Annotated in this window: 18 protein-coding genes and 1 riboswitch; of the genes, 11 read left to right on the top strand and 7 right to left on the bottom strand. The window is 64.9% G+C overall.

All coding sequences use genetic code 11. The features are described 5' to 3' along the window. Positions 1–39: 39 nt before the first annotated feature. Together N5C18_RS09950 and N5C18_RS09945 are read right to left on the bottom strand one after the other, a co-directional pair. A complete protein-coding gene (locus N5C18_RS09950; RefSeq protein WP_279944431.1) occupies positions 40–924 on the bottom strand; it encodes a hypothetical protein in 885 nt (294 codons plus the stop codon). A gap of 151 nt (positions 925–1,075) precedes the next feature. Next, complete coding sequence (locus N5C18_RS09945; protein WP_053509829.1) at positions 1,076–1,696, bottom strand: hypothetical protein; 621 nt, start codon at positions 1,694–1,696, stop codon at positions 1,076–1,078. 230 nt (positions 1,697–1,926) lie between these two features. Next, a riboswitch (FMN riboswitch) is annotated at positions 1,927–2,071 on the top strand. A gap of 74 nt (positions 2,072–2,145) precedes the next feature. Here N5C18_RS09945 and N5C18_RS09940 point away from each other — a divergent pair. The 5 genes from N5C18_RS09940 to thiL all read left to right on the top strand — a co-directional run bounded on the left by N5C18_RS09940 (position 2,146) and on the right by thiL (position 6,076). Then, on the top strand, positions 2,146–2,781 hold the full coding sequence (locus N5C18_RS09940) for a riboflavin synthase (RefSeq protein WP_279944430.1): 636 nt from the start codon (positions 2,146–2,148) through the stop codon (positions 2,779–2,781). Then, positions 2,778–3,878: a 3,4-dihydroxy-2-butanone-4-phosphate synthase gene (gene ribB / locus N5C18_RS09935; protein WP_049456299.1), complete on the top strand. Its 1,101-nt coding sequence runs from the start codon at positions 2,778–2,780 to the stop codon at positions 3,876–3,878. Before N5C18_RS09940 ends, ribB begins: the two co-directional genes overlap by 4 nt. Before the next feature lie 171 nt (positions 3,879–4,049). After that, on the top strand, positions 4,050–4,517 hold the full coding sequence (gene ribH / locus N5C18_RS09930; protein WP_004154191.1) for a 6,7-dimethyl-8-ribityllumazine synthase: 468 nt from the start codon (positions 4,050–4,052) through the stop codon (positions 4,515–4,517). Beyond that, positions 4,514–4,993 carry a transcription antitermination factor NusB gene (gene nusB, locus N5C18_RS09925; protein WP_116862605.1) on the top strand — a complete coding sequence of 160 codons (480 nt, stop codon included), beginning with the start codon at positions 4,514–4,516 and terminating at the stop codon, positions 4,991–4,993. Before ribH ends, nusB begins: the two co-directional genes overlap by 4 nt. Before the next feature lie 120 nt (positions 4,994–5,113). Continuing rightward, positions 5,114–6,076, top strand: a complete 963-nt coding sequence (thiL, locus tag N5C18_RS09920; protein ID WP_279944429.1) for a thiamine-phosphate kinase — start codon at positions 5,114–5,116, stop codon at positions 6,074–6,076. Positions 6,077–6,379: 303 nt separating this feature from the next. Here the strand turns inward: thiL and N5C18_RS09915 are convergent, their stop codons facing one another. From N5C18_RS09915 to N5C18_RS09905, 3 genes are all read right to left on the bottom strand, one after another. Continuing rightward, complete coding sequence (locus N5C18_RS09915) at positions 6,380–6,751, bottom strand: DUF805 domain-containing protein (RefSeq protein WP_053511982.1); 372 nt, start codon at positions 6,749–6,751, stop codon at positions 6,380–6,382. Positions 6,752–6,911: 160 nt separating this feature from the next. Next, positions 6,912–7,625 carry a fimbria/pilus periplasmic chaperone gene (locus N5C18_RS09910; RefSeq protein ID WP_279944428.1) on the bottom strand — a complete coding sequence of 238 codons (714 nt, stop codon included), beginning with the start codon at positions 7,623–7,625 and terminating at the stop codon, positions 6,912–6,914. Positions 7,626–7,678: 53 nt separating this feature from the next. Continuing rightward, on the bottom strand, positions 7,679–8,191 hold the full coding sequence (locus N5C18_RS09905) for a fimbrial protein (RefSeq protein ID WP_279944426.1): 513 nt from the start codon (positions 8,189–8,191) through the stop codon (positions 7,679–7,681). Between the two features lie 325 nt (positions 8,192–8,516). On the opposite strand from N5C18_RS09905, the gene N5C18_RS09900 reads away from it, so the two are divergent. The 5 genes from N5C18_RS09900 to N5C18_RS09880 are packed head-to-tail and all read left to right on the top strand — an operon-like array spanning position 8,517 to position 14,588. Then, on the top strand, positions 8,517–11,072 hold the full coding sequence (locus N5C18_RS09900) for a fimbrial biogenesis outer membrane usher protein (protein ID WP_279944425.1): 2,556 nt from the start codon (positions 8,517–8,519) through the stop codon (positions 11,070–11,072). After that, the gene (locus N5C18_RS09895; protein ID WP_279944424.1) at positions 11,069–11,575 is read left to right on the top strand and encodes a fimbrial protein; all 507 of its coding nucleotides are present in this window, start codon (positions 11,069–11,071) and stop codon (positions 11,573–11,575) included. Before N5C18_RS09900 ends, N5C18_RS09895 begins: the two co-directional genes overlap by 4 nt. Then, positions 11,572–12,555, top strand: a complete 984-nt coding sequence (locus N5C18_RS09890; protein ID WP_279944423.1) for a fimbrial protein — start codon at positions 11,572–11,574, stop codon at positions 12,553–12,555. The genes N5C18_RS09895 and N5C18_RS09890 overlap by 4 nt, the downstream gene beginning before the upstream one ends. Positions 12,556–12,583: 28 nt before the next feature. Next, positions 12,584–13,600 carry a fimbrial protein gene (locus N5C18_RS09885; RefSeq protein ID WP_279944422.1) on the top strand — a complete coding sequence of 339 codons (1,017 nt, stop codon included), beginning with the start codon at positions 12,584–12,586 and terminating at the stop codon, positions 13,598–13,600. Positions 13,601–13,625: 25 nt separating this feature from the next. Then, positions 13,626–14,588, top strand: a complete 963-nt coding sequence (locus N5C18_RS09880) for a fimbrial protein (protein ID WP_279944421.1) — start codon at positions 13,626–13,628, stop codon at positions 14,586–14,588. A gap of 103 nt (positions 14,589–14,691) precedes the next feature. Here the strand turns inward: N5C18_RS09880 and N5C18_RS09875 are convergent, their stop codons facing one another. Next, positions 14,692–15,093 carry a hypothetical protein gene (locus tag N5C18_RS09875; RefSeq protein WP_279944420.1) on the bottom strand — a complete coding sequence of 134 codons (402 nt, stop codon included), beginning with the start codon at positions 15,091–15,093 and terminating at the stop codon, positions 14,692–14,694. A gap of 523 nt (positions 15,094–15,616) precedes the next feature. On the opposite strand from N5C18_RS09875, the gene N5C18_RS09870 reads away from it, so the two are divergent. Further along, positions 15,617–16,177, top strand: a complete 561-nt coding sequence (locus N5C18_RS09870) for a dihydrofolate reductase family protein (RefSeq protein ID WP_279944419.1) — start codon at positions 15,617–15,619, stop codon at positions 16,175–16,177. Between the two features lie 208 nt (positions 16,178–16,385). Here the strand turns inward: N5C18_RS09870 and N5C18_RS09865 are convergent, their stop codons facing one another. Continuing rightward, positions 16,386–18,278, bottom strand: a complete 1,893-nt coding sequence (locus tag N5C18_RS09865) for an autotransporter outer membrane beta-barrel domain-containing protein (protein WP_279944418.1) — start codon at positions 18,276–18,278, stop codon at positions 16,386–16,388. Positions 18,279–18,522 lie beyond the last annotated feature (244 nt).

The following is an 18,522-nucleotide window of genomic DNA, read 5'->3' as shown; positions in this document are numbered from 1 at the left end:
GCAGCTGAGAATCGCCGGGCAGTGCCCGGCGTTACCGGCTCACGCGCAGGCGTCGGTCCACATCATCTCAGCGATCGGGCGCAGTGCCTTGCATTCCTGGGTCATTTCCTCGGCCGACTGCACCTGCGCCTTGGCCTTCAGTTCTTCGGCCATCGCATCCACGCCACTGAGCTGCTCCGGTGCGATCTTCGCCACGCAGGCACGATGCTGCTGCAGCAGCAGGTCGCAGCCCGGCACGCCGGTCACCTTCGGTGCACTGGCCGCCTGCGCGTCCTGCATCCAGTCCTCGAACGGCGCCAGCGCGCCGGCCACGGTGCCGACCAGATCATCGAAATTGCCGCTGTACCAGTAACCGTTGTCCTTGGCCGGATACAGGGTGAAGGTGCCACTGACCGGCACGCGCACGCCCGTCTGCAGTGCCTGGGTATAGGCATCGGTGAACTGCTTGCGCACGGCCGGGCTGGCATCGGCGGCCAGGCTGGCGGCGAACAGCGGGCGCACCTTGTCCAGATTGGGCACCTGGCAGCTGAAACTGATCCGCGCCAGCTTCTGGTCTTCCACGTATTCGTTGTCTTCAATCACGCTCTGGGTGGCGCGGCACTTCGAATCACGCAGGGCCTTGGCGTACAGCGCTTCGGTGGCGGCGGCGTCTACCTTGGCGCCGGTGCTGGCGAACACGGTCTGCCAGGGTTCGGCCAGTGCCTTGGCCAACGCCCCCGGGGTCGGGGTCACGGCATCCTGGCCCTCGAACGCGGGCTTCAGCGCATCGTTGAGCGTGCCGGTGGCGGCGGCATCGTCTTCCAGCAGCACGCGTGCATACAGGTCGAAGGCCTGCTCGGGCGACAGCGTGGCCGGTGCGGCGGTGGCGAACGCAGGGGCGCACAGCAGGGCGCTGGCGAGCAGGGTGCGGATTGGGGTCTTCATGACGGTGTTTCCTGTTCCAGAGGCGCGCAAGCCTAGCGCATCTTCGCGCAGGTTCGATGGCGCCAGAGGGTCACGCGCGGGTGCGCGTGGGCCAAAAAAACGGGCCCCTTGCGGGGCCCGTTCGATCGCACGACGAGGAGCGATCGTTGGATCAGAAGCTGGCGCGCACGCCGGCCGAGTACTGGGTGACGTCACGGTAGCCGGAGATCTCGCCCACCAGGCCCCAGGTCCTGGTGAAGTTGATCTGGCCACCCAGGGTGCCCAACCAGGTGCCCTTGAAGTTGTTGCCGCCGTCCATGTAGCCGGTCTTGACCCAGGCTTCGGTCATGGGCGAGGGCTTGCCGCGCAGGCCCACGGTGACGCGGCCCAGGTTGGTGTGGTCCTTGAAGCGCTCGGAGTAGCCGTAGTAGCGATCGGTCAGCTCAACGTTCTGGCGCACCCAGGCGGCGTCGGCGGTGAAGTCGACGCGGTCGGTCCACGGCATGTGGTAGCCGATGCCCAGCTCCGGCTGGTCCAGTTCCAGCTTCAGCGAACCGTCGTTGTAGTGGTAGGTCTTGCGGGTACGCGACCAGCCGCCGAACACGTGCACCTGCTCGGAGAGTGCGAACGAACCGCGCAGATAGGCGCCGTCGACCTTGGGGTCGTCCAGTGCGTTGTCGTCAACCTTGACCTGCGTCCAGCCGCCTTCCACGTAGGTGTAGCTCAGGGCGTCAGCCGAAGCCGAGAAGGGGGCGGCGGCCAGCAGAGCGGCCACGATCAGGATCTTGCGCATGGGAATTCCTGTGAATTTCAGTCCATTGGCGAGCCGGCCCTGCGGGCGGCCCGTGGCGACCTCGTGTCGTCCGGCGACGGATTTTAATGAAAATTTTACAGAATGCGAGCCGCAGGGCGAAGGCATGGCCAGCAACGCGACGCCGGTCACAGCTGAACGTGGGATGGCCCGGCCCTGCGCGACCCCGGCAAGGCGGCTGGTACACTACCCGGGCCGGTTCGCCGGTACACAAACGTCTTCAGGGCGGGGTGCAATTCCCCACCGGCGGTAGGTGCGCAAGCACGAGCCCGCGAGCGCCCCGGCCTACGCCGGGGGTCAGCAGATCCGGTCCAATGCCGGAGCCGACGGTCATAGTCCGGATGAAAGAAGACGGTGCCACAGGGCTCATGCCCTGCGTGCGCCTGTTTGCCTTGCGGCGTTTTTCGCTCACATTCTGCGGAGAACGTTACTTGTTTACTGGAATCATCGAAGGCGTCGGCCGTCTGGCCGCACGCGAATCCATCGGCGGCGATGTCCGCTTCACCTTCAATGTCGGGAATCTGCCGTTCGACCACGTGCAGATGGGCGAGAGCATCGCCATCAACGGCGTCTGCCTCACCGTCATCGCATTCGACGCCAGCAGCTTCCAGGCCGATGCCTCCACCGAGACCCTGGGCCTGACCACGCTGGGCCAGCTGGGCGAGGGCGCGGTCATCAATCTGGAGCGCGCCATGCGCCCGACCGACCGCCTCGGCGGCCATCTGGTCAGCGGCCACGTCGATGGCCTCGGCCAGGTGCTGTCCATCCACGAAGACGCGCGCGCCCAGCGCTGGCGCTTTGCCGCACCGGCCTCGCTGCGCCGCTACATCGCCAAGAAGGGTTCGATCTGCGTGGACGGCGTCAGCCTCACCGTCAACGAAGTGGATGACGAAGGCTTTGAAGTCGCCCTGATCCCGCACACCGTGGCCAACACCGCCTTCTCCGCCTCGGGCGTGGGCAGCGCGGTCAATCTTGAAATCGATCTGGTCGCCCGTTACGTGGAAAGGCTTGTCAGCCTGCCGGCCAGCGGCCGGCAGCTACCGTCTGAAGAGGGAGATGCCGCATGAATTTCGCCCCGATTCCGGAAATCCTGGAAGAGATCCGCCTGGGCCGCATGGTCGTCATCGTCGATGACGAAGACCGCGAGAACGAAGGCGACCTGATCATGGCCGCCGAGCTGGTCAAGCCGTCGGACATCAACTTCATGGTCACCCACGGCCGCGGCCTGGTGTGCCTGCCGCTTACCCGTACCCGTGCCGCCGACCTTGGCCTGGCGCCGATGGTGCAGGCCAATACCGCACAGTTCCAGACCAACTTCACGGTCAGCATCGAGGCCGCCGAGGGTGTCACCACCGGCATCTCGGCGCACGACCGCGCCCACACCATCCGTACTGCGGTGAAGCCGAATGCCAAGCCGGCCGACCTGCACCAGCCGGGCCACATCTTCCCGCTGATCGCCCAGCCCGGTGGCGTGCTGACCCGTGCCGGCCACACCGAAGCCGGTGTCGACCTGGCCATGCTGGCCGGGCTGGAGCCGGCCGGCGTGCTGGTGGAGATCCTGAACCCGGATGGCAGCATGGCGCGCCGCCCGGAGCTGGAAGTGTTCGCCCGCGAGCACGGCCTGAAGATGGGTTCCATCGCCGATCTGATCGCCTACCGGCTGGCCACCGAAAAGACCGTCGAGCGCGTCGACGAGCGCGACATCGACACCGAATTCGGCCCATTCAAGCTGGTCACCTACCGCGACCGCATCGCCCACGACCTGCATTTCGCCCTGGTCCGTGGCACCCCGGACGCGGAAAGCCCCACGCTGGTGCGCGTGCAGGTGGAAAATCCGCTGGCTGACCTGCTGCACTGGCGCCGCGACGATTTCGGCGTGGCCGCCACCGATGCCCTGCGTGCGATCGATGCCGAAGGGGCGGGGGTGATGGTGGTGCTGTCGGCGCCGCGCGATGGCGAGGCCCTGCTGGCCCGCCTGCGCCAGCAGCCGGCGCCGGTGGTGCCGGGCAAGGACAAGGACGTGGGCCAGTGGCGCCGCAACGGTGCCGGCGCGCAGATCCTGTCCGACCTGGGGCTGGGCAAGCTGCGCGTGCTGGGCACCCCGCGCCGCCAGGTCGGCCTGGCCGGGTACGGCCTGGAAGTGGTGGAGACGGTCACCCTGTAATGGGTAGTGCCGGCCGCTGGCCGGCAACCGCATCCCCGGGATTGCCGGCCAGCGGCCGGCACTACCGGTGGGTGCCGACCGTTGGTCGGCACACCCTGTGGGCCCCCGCCAGCCACGGCCGGGGCCCATCCACGGTAGAATCACCCCCTTATCGAGTCCCCCAAGCCGCATATGAGCCACTACGAAGGCGATCTTCGCACTCCCGAGTCGGCGCGCTTCGCCATCCTGGCCAGCCGCTGGAATGCCCGCATCACCGACGCGCTGGTCGCGGGCGCCCGCCTGAGCCTGGCCGGCAACGGCGTCAGCGAAGCCAACATCGACGTGATCCGCGTGCCGGGTGCCTGGGAACTGCCGCTGGTGGCCGCGCGCCTGGCCGCTGCCCATGAACACGCCGCCATCCTCACCCTGGGCTGCGTCATCCGTGGCGATACCCGCCACTACGAACACGTGGCCGACCGCTGCGCCGAGGGCCTGATGCGCGTGCAGCTGGATTTCGGCGTGCCGGTGCTGAACGGCGTGCTGGCGGTCGAACGTGCTGAGGATGCCGAGGCACGTGCCGGCGGCAGCCACGGCAACAAGGGCGAGGAAGTCGCACTCGCCGCATTGGAAATGGTCAACCTGCTGGAGCAACTGCCATGAACAAGAACACCCAGGGCAAGCCCTCCGGTAAACCCGTCCGCCGTGATGGCATCGACCCGGTGCTGCGTTCGCGCGCGCGCCGTCGTGCCGTGCAGGCGCTGTATGCCTGGCAGATCTCCGGCGGCAACGCACAATCGCTGATTGCCCAGTTCGCTCACGAGCAGGCCCGCGAAATCGCCGATCTGGCCTATTTCGAAGCGCTGGTGCATGGCGTGCTGGACAACCGCCGCGACATCGACGAAGCGCTCGGCCCGTACCTGGACCGTGGCATCGAAGAAGTGGACGCCATCGAGCGCGCCGTGCTGCGCCTGGCCGGCTACGAGCTGCGCTACCGCCTGGACGTGCCGTACCGCGTGGTCATCAACGAAGCCATCGAATCGGCCAAGCGCTTCGGTTCCGAGCATGGCCACACCTACGTCAACGGCGTGCTGGATCGTGCCGCCGTCGAATGGCGCAAGGTCGAATCGGGTCACTGACCCACCTGTGGTAGTGCCGGCCGCTGGCCGGCAGCTGCAGGGATCCTGAGGTTGCCGGCCAGCGGCCGGCACTACCGCCCACCGCGCACTGCGCGGCACGTATAACAGCGGGAATGCCCCATGTCCCTGGCCGAATTCGCCCTCATCGACCGCATCCGCGCCCGCACCTTGGAGCGCGACGACATCCTGCTCGGCATCGGTGACGACGCCGCGCTGCTGCAGCCGCGTGCCAATGAACAGCTGGTGGTCACTGCCGATACGCTCAACAGCGGCGTGCACTTCCCGGTGGAGACCCCCGCGTTCGACATCGGCTGGAAGACGCTGGCGGTCAATCTGTCCGACCTGGCCTCGATGGGCGCGCGCCCGGCCTGGTGCACGCTGGCACTGTCGCTGCCGGAAACGTCCGAAGACTGGATCGAAGCCTTTGCCGATGGTTTCTTCGCACTGGCCGACCAGCACGACATCGCGCTGATCGGGGGAGACACCACGCGCGGCCCGCTGTCGCTGTCGGTCACAGCGATGGGGCAGGTGGGCCGAGGCCAGGCGCTGCGTCGCGATCGTGCGCAGGTGGGCGACGACCTCTGGGTGAGTGGCACCCTGGGCGATGCCGCCGGCGCATTGAAGCTCTGGCAGCAGGGCGCCTTGAACGTGGCTGCCGCCACGCTGCTGGCCGACTACGAACACCTGCGCCTGCACCTGCTGCGGCCTACGCCGCGGGTGACACTGGGCCTGCGACTGCGGGCCTTCGCACACGCGGCCGTGGATGTATCAGACGGACTGCTGGCCGATGCCGGCCATATCGCCTCACGCAGTGGCGTGGCCGTGCATGTGGATGCCGACATGCTGCCGATCTCGCCGGAGCTGCGCGAACTGCTGGGCCGCGAGGAAGCGCGTGAGTGCGCACTGCGCGGCGGCGACGACTACGAACTGTGCTTCACTGCCGCCGCAGATCAACGCGACGCGCTGATGTACCTGTCGCAGACGCTCGACCTGCCGCTCACCCGCATCGGCCGCATTGCCGAAGGGCAGGGCGTACACGTGGATGGTGAAGCCGCCAGCGGCGGTTACCAGCACTTCGCGTAGAAGCAGCAATACCTGCTCTGGTGGGTGCCAACCTTGGTTGGCACGAATGTGTCATGCCAAGGCCATGGGCTGCCTGGGTGCTGCTCTGGTAGGTGCCAACCTTGGTTGGCACGAATATGTCAGGCGTCACTTGCTCTGGTGGGTGCCAACCTTGGTTGGCACGAATGTGTCAGGCGTCCGTGCCAATCCCGTGTCGACCAAGGTCGACACCTACCAAAGCCATGGACTTGGTTGGCACGAATGTGTCAGGCGTCCATGCCAACACCGTGTCGACCAAGGTCGACACCTACCAAAGCGCGGGAATTACACGTGCGGTACCGGCGCGCCGAAACGGTTGCCGCCCGGGGTGCTCGGCAGCAGCAGGAACACCAGCACCACCAGGCTCACCACTGGCACGAGCATCAGCAGGTACCACCACCCGGAGCGATCGGTGTCATGCAGCCTGCGCACGGTCACTGCCATCAGCGGCACGATCACCGCCAGCCACAGCACCACGCTCAACCCGCTGACCACCAGCGCAAGCGTGCTTGAACCGGTGTAGCCCGCATAGAAACTCAGCACGTACAGCGGGATCGAAACGATCACGATGAACAACTGGAACCACCAGAACTCACTGCGGCTGGCACGCCCACTGAACTGTGCATAGCGTGTCAGTGGAGTCATCATCTTGTGCATCGGCACTCTCTCAAAAAAGGAAGCGCGCACTATCGCTGCTGGCGCAACGGCACTCCATGCAAATTGTTGCAATCGCAACGCGCATCTCCTGTAGAGCCGAGCCCATGCTCGGTTGCCTGGCGCAAAAAAGAAAGCCGAGCATAGGCTCGGCTCTACATGTTCAATGGGCAATCTTTGCTTCGGCATCGCGTGCCGTACCGTAGTCATCCAGCCACTGGAACTTCAGCGTGCCCGGCACCGTTGCACCAGCCGGCACGGCCAAGCTGATGCGCTCACCCGGCGGCACCATGTCTACCTCGATGGTCTTGCCATTGGGCAGCACCAGGTTGGCCAGTGTCACGTGGTACGCGCTTGGATTGTGCAGCTGTAACGCTCCACCTTCAGCACGCCATTCCAGCGCCGCCGCCGCATCGCGCGCATGGCCCGACAGACCAGCGGGCCGGTAGAACAGCTTCACTCGCGTGCGCACGGCAAACTGCAGCAGGTTCCTGCCTTCCACGTTTTCCGGCTTGGGCGGAATATCCAGCAGGTTGAAGTACAGCAGCGATTCGCGGTCCTCTGGCAGCGCCGCACCGGCCATCGGTGCATAGGTCAGCCGGAACGCCTGCGCATGCCCGGCATCGATGCGGCGCGTGGTCGGCGTCAGCACGAACGGCAGTTTCTGGCTGCCGGCCTTGGCGCTGGCATCGCCATCGTCCAGCCACACCTGGGCAAGCGCAACGTTGTCGCCACGGTTGTTGGCGTTCACCGTCACCGCGCCCTTGCTGCCGTCGTAGATCACTCGCGTGCCCTGCAGCGTCACTGCAGCAGAGGCCGGAAGTACTGCGGAAGCGCCGGCCAGGGCCAGCACTGCTGCGCATGCGCGAAGGTTCATGGAAATCTCCTCAGGAAGATCCGCCCGGCAGCACGCCGCCGGGCGGCGTCTGATTACTTGTAGACGATGTCCATCTGCGCATTGGCGACGGCAGTGCCTGCCTCGGTGTCATCGGCAGCGCCGGTCTTGGCGTACCAGACGCTGTGCTTGATGGTCTGCGAGGTGGTGCCGTCAACGGTGACATAGCGTGCGGGCGCGCTGTTGATCAGCAGCTGATCGCCGGCGACGTCGTAGATTTTGTAGCTGACACCCCTGGCCGTGCTGGTCGCAGTGAGGCTCAGTCCACCGTCGCTGGTGCTGACGCCGCCAAACTTCACGGCAACATCCTGCGAACCACTGGCGCCCGGACAGGCAACGGTGACGTCCAGATCACGACCACCGATGCGATCGTTCTTCTTCAACTCCTCCAGGTCCATCGAGCCCATGTCGATGGCCACGCCGCCGGTGATGGCCGCGGTACAAGTAGTGTCCTTGATATCACCGGTAATGGTCAGGTCAGCAGCATTCACAGCCGGGGCTGCGGCCAGCAGGATGGCCAGCGCCATCGGGGTCTTCAGGTTCTTCATAAGGTGTGCTCTTCAACAAGGGATGGAATCGGGGATGTCTCCGGCAAGTCGAGCGTGGCCGGAGGCATTACTGCGGAATCTGGTGTGTCGCTCGCTGGCGATACCCATAACCTGCAGATGAAAGTACTGGGCAGGTCGGTTCCGCAGGGCCGCATCTTCTTTCCATGGCGCGGAGCATTCCATGCAAAATGTTGTAAATGCCGCATTTTCAGAATTGTTGCGTAATGGAATGAACGCAACAAATTGCATTCCAACCACGTGGATTGCGCCCTAGTCTGCACGCCTCCCATTACTACCGGGGCCGCACTGCGGCCGCGCCGACGCCATGCGCCTGTCCTCTTGTTCCTGCCAACGCGCCGCGCAGAACTACCTGCGCCATACCGCGCTGGCTGCGGCCATCACCACTGCGTTGGTTTTTGCTGCCGCATTACCCGCATACGCCCGAACCGGTGGCGAAGTGGAATTCAGCGAAGGCTTCGCCAGTGGTTTCGTCGGCGAAGACCTGGCGCGATTCAGCATGGGCAACCCGGTGGAGCCGGGCCGCTACAACGTCGATATCCATCTCAATGGCGAGTTCGTCCGCCGCGATGACATCGAACTGGTGCCGTCCAGCACGCCGCATGTGGCGCAGCCCTGCGTGCCAGCACCGCTGCTGTTGGAACTGGGCCTGAGCGACGCCGCGCGCCAGGCGGTGGAAAGTGCCGATACCCCACAGTGCATCGATCTGGAAGCGCTGATTGACGGCGCGCGCGTGCGCTACGACGACAGCCAGCTGCGCCTGGACATCTCATTGCCGCAGGTGGCACTGCAGCGCCAGGCGCGTGGCTTCGTCGCCCCGGAGCTGCGCGACCAGGGCATCACTGCTGCGTTCTTCGGCTACAACGTCAACCACTACCGTAACCAGGGCCAGCAGAACAGCTACGCGGGCATCACCACTGGGGTGAACCTGGGCGCATGGCGGCTGCGCCACCGCAGTTCGCTCAGCCACAGCCCGCAGGGCACGCACTTCACCACGCTCAACAGTACCCTGCAGCGCGACCTGCCGCGCTGGAACAGCCAGCTCACGTTGGGCCAGGCCAATACCGGTGGAGAGCTGTTCGACAGTGTCGGCTTCACCGGCGTGCGCATCACTACCGATGAACGCATGCTGCCCGATTCGCTGCGCGGCTATGCGCCGGTCGTGCGCGGCGTGGCACAAAGCAATGCGCGCGTCACCATCCGCCAGAACGGCGCGGTGCTGTACCAGACCACGGTGGCGCCGGGTCCGTTCGCCATCGACGATCTGTACCCCAACGCCGGCAGCGGCGATCTGGAAGTAGCGGTCACCGAAGCCGACGGACGCGAAGAACGTTTCACCGTGGCGTTCTCGGCGGTGCCGCAGGCGCTGCGCGAAGGCAGCCAGCGGTTCAGCATTACCGCAGGCGAGCTGCGCGACACCGGCATGGCGCAGAACGCACTGCGCTTTACCGAAGGCACGTACGCACGCGGCGTCAGCAACCGCATGACCCTGCTGGGTGGTGTGCAGGTGGCCGAGCACTACCAGGCCGGCCTGGCCGGTGCGGCGTTCAATACACCCTTCGGTGCTATAGGTGCGGATATCACCCACGCCCGCGCCAACGTCCCGGGCCTGCCTGCGCAGAGTGGGCGCAGCTACCGCCTGAATTACCAGCGCAGCGTGGCGCGTACCGGCACCAACCTGGGCCTGGCCGCCTATCGCTACAGCACTGAGGGCTTCCTTACCCTTACCGATGTCTCGCAGCTGTCGTTCGACCGCCCACAGGCCGCCGATGCGTTCGTCATGCGCACCCGCCAGCGCTTCCAGGTGAACTTCTCGCAGCGTGTGGGCCAGCGCAGCCAGATCTATCTCAGCGGCGGCCACGTGGCCTACTGGAACCGTGCTGGCAAGCAGAACGATCTGCAGCTGGGTTTCCACAGCAGCTACCGCAGCGCCAACTACACCCTGTCCGCCACGCGCTACCGCATGGCCAATGGCGCGCCCGATACGCGCCTGTCATTCATGCTGAGCGTACCGCTGGGCCGCAGTACCAACGCGCCGCGCGCCACCGCCACCTACAACGACAGCCGCCTGGGCAGCCAGCAGCAGCTGGGCATCAACGGGAACCTGGGCGAAGAGCGCGCGCTGTCCTACAGCCTGTCTGGCAATCGCGGCCAAGGCAGCAGTGGCTACAACGCCTACGCCAGCTACCAGGGCAGCCGCGCCGATCTCAGCGCCGGCTACAGCCATGCCAACGGCCGCAGCAGCTTCAATGCCGGTGTCACCGGCAGCGTGGTGCTGCACCGGGGCGGCATCAACTTCGGCCCTTCGCTGGGCGAGAGCTTCGCACTGGTGGAAGCGCTGGGCGCACAGGGCGCGAAGGTGGGCAGCGGCCGCAGCGTTACGGTGGCCGGTAACGGCTATGCCGTGCTGCCTTACACCAGCCCGTACCGCTGGAACCAGGTGCAGCTGGACACCGCCGATCTGCCGCTGGACGTGGAAGTGCAGGCCAGCTCGCAGCGCGTGGCACCCAGCGCCGGCAGCATCGTCAAGGTCAGCTTCCAGACCCGCAACGATCGCCTGTGGCTGATCGACGCCAGTGATGCCCAGGGCCAGCCGCTGCCCTATGGTGCGCAGATTGCCCACCCCGATGGCCGCGTGCTGGGCCAGGTGGGGCAGGGCGGCGTGATGGCCCTGCGTGGCCTTGAAAACACCGGTCTGGTGCACGTGCAGACCGAAGACGGCATTGCCTGCCGGTTGCACTACGCCATGCCGGAAACCCCCGACGCACAGGGCCAGTACTGGGCGCAGGCGCGCTGTGTGGCGCCGGGGCCGGAATTACTGGCCGACGATGTTCCCTCTTCAACGACTGGAGCCAACCAATGAAAACTTCGCATCTGCTGCTTGCCGCGCTGCTGCTCGGCACCGCGCCACTGGCCAACGCCGATACGGCCACCATCACCGTTACCGGCAAGGTGCTGCCCGGGACCTGCAAGGCAGGCGATCTGACAATCAATCTGGATGCCATCGATGCGGTCGACATCAAGGACGGGCACGAGAACAACCCCACGCCGGGCCAGCTGGACTTCACCGGTTGCGTGGGGGTAGCCAGCATCGACCTGACCTTCAACGGTACCGGCGACCCCACCCAGGACAACCACTGGAAGAACCAGGCCACTACCGGCGGTGCCAACGGCATGGCCGTTGCGCTGCTGGAGGGCGGCACGGGCGGCACTTACCTGCAGGATGGTGCGCGGCGCACCATTGCCGTCAATGGTGCAGCCAGTGGCAAGTACGATCTGCGCGCGGCGTATTTCCACAAGGCAGGTACGGCGATGACAGCCGGCACCGTCACCACGCAGATCACCGTGACGGCAGCCTACAAGTGAACGCGCTGCCACTACTGCGCGTGCTGCTGGGCACCTGCGCGCCGTTGCTGATGACAGGCACGGTGCAGGCGTGTAATGCGCTTTCGTTCGGTGGCGGGCATGTAGATCTGTCAATCGATACCTGGGATGACGGTCTCGGGGACGTGCTGGTCAGTACCTGGAGAATTGCGGGGGATGCCAACTTTCTGGAAGATTGCGACCGTTGGAGCAATGTCGCAGTCGACGTCATTCCGACAGTTCGCAATCTGCAGTACGAGCGCGATGTGACCATAGACGGTGAGCGCTATCCTGCGTTCGGTATCGTGGGCTGGCCGCGATCGCCCCTGTTGATCTTCCGGTACGGCTACGGCAGCGGCGGCGGGGATGGCACCGGTGCACCTTTCGACGTGCGATCTACGTTGAACTCTTCCGGGGCCGGGGTAACCGGCTACTTCCGCTGGTCAGTGGTGTCTGTGGCAGCGGTGTCCCGGGGAGGAGCGATGGAGGAGGTTCCAACGACAGATCTGGGCAGCATCCGCCACATCTACCCGCCCAATCCTTCGCTTACCAAGCTGGAAAGCTTCAGTGTATCGGCAACGCTGCGTACCAAGACCTGCACGCTGGCCAATGCCACCGTGGTGCTGGACGACGCATATGTGTTGGATCTTCCCGCTGCCGGCAGCAGCAGCGGGCAGCGTGACTTCAATGTGGTGATGAGATGCAACGGGAGATACCCCGTAAGCCTGGTACTGACGGACGCCAACGGGCCGGGAAACACTGGCAGCCGGCTGACCCCGACCAGCAACGCCACCGCCACCGGCGTGCGCGTGGAGCTGCTGCAGGAGGGCACGCCCGTGGTGCTTGGGCAGCGCTGGATGCTGGCAGAAAGCCAGAACGGTTCGCAGAACATTCCCTTGGCCGCCCGCTACTATCGGGAGGCCGGGGCGTTCGGTGCAGGCGTAGTGGAAGGGCAGGCAATCATCACGGCCACGTACCGATAGCGCTCACGTTGTACAAAGAGACAGAACAATGACAACTCTTCCCGTCTGCCCACGCAGCCAGCGAAGCTCCCTGCGTGATGGCAGCATCTGTGTAGCACTGGGCCTGCTGCTTTCGGCCAGTGCCGCCGCCTGTACCAGCCAGCACAACAGTGGCACGGCTATCCACCTGAAGATTGATGCCTGGGACGACGTCGAGCAGGACAAGCTCATCGCCAACTGGACCTGGGCTGGGAATGCGCGGTTCCTCCTGGAATGTGCCACAGGGGCTGTGGTGCCACTGGACGTCACGGCCACTATGCCGGGTCTGAATTTCGTGAGGAACGTGACCGTGGATGGGCGGACCTATGCCGCCTTTGGGCTGTCAGGACGGCCCCGATCGCCGCTGCTTATCTTTCGCCACGAGACCTGGACATCCAATAGTGGGGAGGCACAGGTGTCAACACCGTTGGACGTGCGCGTGCCAACCCATATTGCATCCAAGCCATTCAATAACCCGGACCGTGGTTCAATAGTGCTCGTCGCTGCGGTGTCCCGAGGCGGGGTGATGGAGCCGTTTCCGGCAACGCTGTTGGGGCCCATCAGCCGCGTTTCGCCGCTGTACCCGCACCTGGCGAAGACCGATACGTTTACCGTTACCGCCAACCTCAAAGTGCCCACCTGCACTTTGTCCGATACGCCGGTCAGTCTGGTGGATGTGGCTGTGGCCGATCTGCCGGCCAGCGGCCGCTTCGCGGGCGAACGCACCTTCGATGTGGCGATGAACTGCAACCGGGCTATCCCGATTGAGTTGGTGCTGACCGACGCAAACTTGCCGGGCAATACCGGCAGCCTTCTTACGCCCACCGCGAACAGCACTGCCGGCGCCGTGCGCGTGGAGCTGCTGCGCGAAGGAAAACCGGTAGAGCTGGGCAAGACCTGGACGATTCCGCTCACCCAGGACGGTTCGCAGAACATTCCTTTGGCCGCGCGCTACTACCGCGAGCCTGGCACGTTCCATGGTGGCGTAGTGGAAGGGCAGGCAATCATCACGGCCACTTACCGATAGCGTCTGAGGGGAATGGGGCTTGGTGATGGCAGTTGAGGCAAAAAGCACCCCTGATCTGGGCGGCGGCTCGCGCGATTGCTGTGAGCGCATCGCCCTTGGGCGCTCAGCGTCAGCGTCTGCGCTCGCCTCTACCGAGCAGCACCGCGCCGGGACAACGATCTGCGCTGTGATCAAGACATGGCCTGAGGTCGGTCCGGAGTTCAAGTTCACCGGGTGCGCCAGCAGTGGCAGTCACGATCTGACCATCCGGTTGGAGGGCCAGGGCCTGAAGCCGGTATCCACCGTTGTCTATGACGGTCTCACCTACGTGACCTACGAGACCAGCAGTACCTCACCGCTCTACTTCTTCCATGTGCGATCGGTGAACGCTGGCGGTGTTTCGTTTTCCCTGAAGGACGGTGAGTTACAGGAATTTCGGAACGTAGGTACCGCCAATGGCGGTCAGCTGATGGCTCAGCCCCATGTTGGAGTGGTTGCGCGGCCCGGCATGACCAACGTGGCTGCCACGCCATTGGGGAAGTACGTGCTTGAGCACCCGCGGCTGGGCTTGCGGGCTGAATCGACCTTGTCAGCGTCGGTGGCGATGCGCGTTGAGTCCTGCTCGCTGAATGATGTGCCTGTGCAGCTGCCGGAGGTGCAGACCGCCGACCTGAGCGCTGCTGGCAGCCATGCGCGTGACACCGACTTCAATGTGAGGATGACCTGCAGCGCGGCCGGGATTCCCGTGAGCTTTACCCTTACCGATGCAAACCAGGCCAGCAACGTGGTCTCGCAGCTGGTGCCTGGGGCAGGCAGCACCGCGAAGGGCGTCAGCATTGAACTGCTGCGCGGCGGTAGGCCTGTGCAGCTGCGCACGGCATGGAGCCACGGTGCGTCGTCTGCGGGTGCGCAGGACGTGCCGCTACAGGCGCGGTACGCCCGCAGCGGCGGCATCCTGCAGCCGGGCAGCATCAGCGGGCAGGCGATTCTGACGCTGGATTACCGATGAGGCGGGAAAGCCCCGCCTTGTAGAGTCAAGCTTGCTCGACTGCTCTTGGCAACTGCAGTCGAGCCAGCTCGACTCTACCAAAGCGATTGCCCGGCGGCAGTGGTCAGGCCGCGTAGACCTGGGTATCCACGTACTCCGACAACCCACGGCAGGCCAGCAGCAGGCCCTCGCGTACATCGTTACCCACCTGCTGCGCTTCTTCGCCATCCACGCGCACGCGCTCGCTGGCGTGCAGCAGTTCCAGCAGCACCGTCAACCCGGCGTTGGCGCGGTTGATGCGTGCCAGCGCCATGCACTGGCCGGATGAACGCCCTTTCCGCTGCAGGGGCTGGCCAACGGCCGCCTCCACCTCGCGGATGCGCTGCAGGCAGTCCAGCAGGGTGATGCCGTTGGCGGCAGGGTTGGCGGCGAGGGTGGTTTCCAGCGGCTCGGCAATCTCGGCGGGCAGCTGGTTGGCAAGATCGCCCAGGGTGGCGAACAGGAACGGGTAGCGATTGGCGCTCATGATGGCTTCCTTATGCGTTACGCGAAGGAGCCGCCCTGCTTAACAGCAAGGGCGGCGGACGATGCGTGGTTGCAATACCGGTGGAATATCTGCAAAACGCCGGCGGGCACGAAGCCCCCACGCACCGCCCGCCATAAGTGCGCGGACAGAATGCCTGCCGACGCCACCCACAGGGAATGAGCGACGCCGGCAGGCAAGCGTAACCAACAGATACTCCAAACGGGATTGCAAGCCCGTGCCACCCGTTGTCGGTGGCCGCACATCATTTGCATGCAGCGCCCGTGCTGCCAATGAGAAAAGTTGGAAAGTAGAAAAAGTACGAATGTTTGCAGCCACGTGGCGAAAGCCGTCAATGCGTGCAGATCGCGACATGTCTTGTAGAGCCGAGCCCACGCTCGGCTTATTACGTGCAGCCGAGCGTGGGCTTGGATCTACAGACAGCAATGCAGCCGAGTGTGTCTGCACTGGGTATCGTCTGGAGCCTGTACCCTCCTACCCCCCCGACCGATCGATGGAGATGGAAATGACTACGGCTCGAACCTGGCGCGGACGGGTGTTCATCGGCACAAGTGTCGACGGCAAGATCGCCCGCGACGACGGTACGCTTGATTGGCTGACCGATCCCCCAGCACGTCGCCACAACGTCAACGCGGCGATCGAACATCCTGCGCTGGTCTGGAACACGTTCATCGGGAAGATCGACGCCATCGTCATGGGGCGGGCCACCTACGAGACAGTCGCCGGGTTTGATGAGTGGCCGTTTGAGGGCATGCAGGTGGTCGTGCTGACGACGCGTGGCCAGGTCGATGACCCGCGTGTGCGAGTGGCAGGATCGGTCGAGGAGGCGACTCGGCTTCTTGATGCCCTGGGCGTCCAAGAGGTTTACATCGATGGCGGCCGCACAATTCAAGCGTTTCTACGCGCGGATCTGGTTGACGAGCTCACGATCTCGGTCGCACCCATCGTGCTCGGGGCAGGGCGCTCCTTGTTCGGTGGATTGGAAACCGAGCTGCAGGTGGTGGTGCGGGGGAGTCATGCGACAGACGATGGACTGGTTCGCACGACATACGAGGTCGTTCGCTGAAGCAGACCTGTTACGCGTGATCGTTGTCGAATGCGCGTGGTAGCCGCACCCATGCCGACGTCGATGGTCCCTTGTAGAGTCGAGCTTGCTCGACTGCTTTGTGTAGAGTCGAGCAATGCTGGACTGCGGCCGACAACAGTCGAGCAAGCTCGACTCTACAGAAAGCAGAACGACGCCGGATTTCTCCGGCGCCGTTGTTTCATCTAGCTCACCACTTATACGCCACGCTCAGGTTGGCAGTGGCTTCGCGGTAACCCTGGTCACCACGCATCACACCGAAGCCACCCCACGCACTCAGCCCGCTGCGGAACTGCACGCGTGCACCGGCATTGAGCTCGTAGCGGTTACGCGGAACGCCGGCCTTCAGCACTTCATCATCAAAGGCGATGCCATTGTTGGCGCCATCGCGGTACCAGTTGGCCACCACATACGGGCTGACCGAAGCACCGGCGGTGCTGTGGCCTTCGCCCTGCAGACGCAGGCCCAGGCGGCCGGACAGGCCGTTGTTGTCCAGCGCACGCACCACGGTGCCGTTGGTTTCTTCGTGGCGGTCGGTACTGGTGTTGGTGTAGATCAACTGCAGCTCCGGCTGCAGGCTCACGGCGGTGCTGCCGATCTGGCCGATGCCGATGCGGTAACCGGCTTCCAGCGCGCTCTGCCAGATATCCGAATCGTAGCGCTCCTCGGCCAGGCCTTCGCCCTGCACGCGGTTGCGGAACTGGCCGCGCTGCACGCTGGCATCCACGTACAGGGCATCGTTGTTCCAGCTGCCGTACACGCCCAGCGCGCCGCCTTCCACCTTGCCCTTGGCGCTGTAGCCGGTCAGCTCGGAACGCGAGGTGGCGCTGGACTGCGCCAGCGTACCCATCACGCCCAGGCGGCCACGGCCGTTGTCGAACACGCCCATGTCGGCGCCCAGCTGCACGCGCGAGCGGTCCACGCGCAGGTCAAGCTGGTCATTCACCGCACCCAACTTGCTCTGGTTGGCATCGACGCGGGCCCAGCCACGCACGCCTTCCTCGGCGGTGGTGCTGCCGCCCTGGCGGTCACGCCAGCCGTGGCGCAGCAGCTGGTCCACCGCGAACTGGTTGGCCAGGTAGGCGCCGGTTTCCGGGCGCAGCACCGGGGTCGGTTCCACCGGATCGACCGGGTCCACAATCGGCCCGCACTCCGGCAGGGTCGGGTCCACCACGCACGGGTCCGGCACGGTGGCCAGTTCCGAGCGCAGGTACCAGCCGCCGTTGGTGGCATCCTTGAACAGGAAGTACTCGTACTGCCCACCCACCGCACGGCCCTGCAGGTCGAACTGGGCGTTGGACGCACCGCCCACGCGGATCAGCTCGATGCCCTTGTCGGTCTTGGCACCGGCACCGCCGGCATTGACCACGCGCACATTGGCCTGGCCGCTGGTATCGCCGGTCACGATCAGCTTGTCGGTGGCCGAGGTGTCATCGCCCAGCTGGGTGTTGAACAGCAGGGTGCCCCCGTTGCCGGTGAAGGTATCGACGTTGAGGGTGTTGAAGGTGCTGCCGTTGCCGAGTGCGACGGTGCCGGTGTTGCCCAGGGTGAGGGCGCCGACGGTGCTGTCGCCGGTCATCAGCCAGGTGCTGTCGCTGCCGATGTCGGCCGTGGTGACGTTGGTGAAGCGGCCATCGATCTGCGCCTTGTTGCGCAGGATCACATCGAGCGTACCGTTGGTAACGGTGGTGGGATCAAAGGTCACGTTGCCGGCAAGACGCGAATCGTCCACGGTGAAGTGGACGTCGGTGCGGGAGTTGACTGGGATTCTATAGCCAACCAGCAGAAGATTTCCGTCACCACCCACCAACGTGGAATTGTTGCGCACCGCAATGTCGTAATCAGTATCAGTCAGCGGCATGACCTGGATGGCAGCCCCACGGCCAGACCGCAGGGTGGAGTTATCCACGGTCAGGCCAACCCTGCCGCCGGCGCTGTTGAAGCCCCACAGCATGGCGCCGACATTGGCGCCGTATACGTCAGAGCCGTTGACGATATCAATCTTGCCCGACTGTGCCCGCACACCCAGGCCGCTGTTGATGTCACTGGGGGCGCTGGGCGCGTCCTCGACATGGATACGCATTGAATCCAGCCTTGCGTACGGGTTTCCACCACTGGCATTGAGATCCACGCCAAATGACCCGCCTGCAGTGGGCAACATGTCTGCCGCAGTGACGATGATCTGCCCACCGGTCAGGTATGCCTGAGCGCTTCCGCTCAGAAGGTTGACTGCCCCGCCGCGGAACGTCGTGCCAGTGGATCGCAGGACCGCATCACCAGACAGACTCACTGAGCTCTGCTGTGAACTGCCGGTGCCCGTTCGGGTT

It is taken from the genome of Stenotrophomonas sp. GD03930, assembly GCF_029839665.1.
In the GTDB taxonomy this organism is placed as follows: Bacteria; Pseudomonadota; Gammaproteobacteria; order Xanthomonadales; family Xanthomonadaceae; genus Stenotrophomonas; species Stenotrophomonas forensis.
The sequence above is the reverse complement of the archived record's forward strand: the minus strand, read 5'-3'. Positions and strand labels throughout refer to the sequence as shown.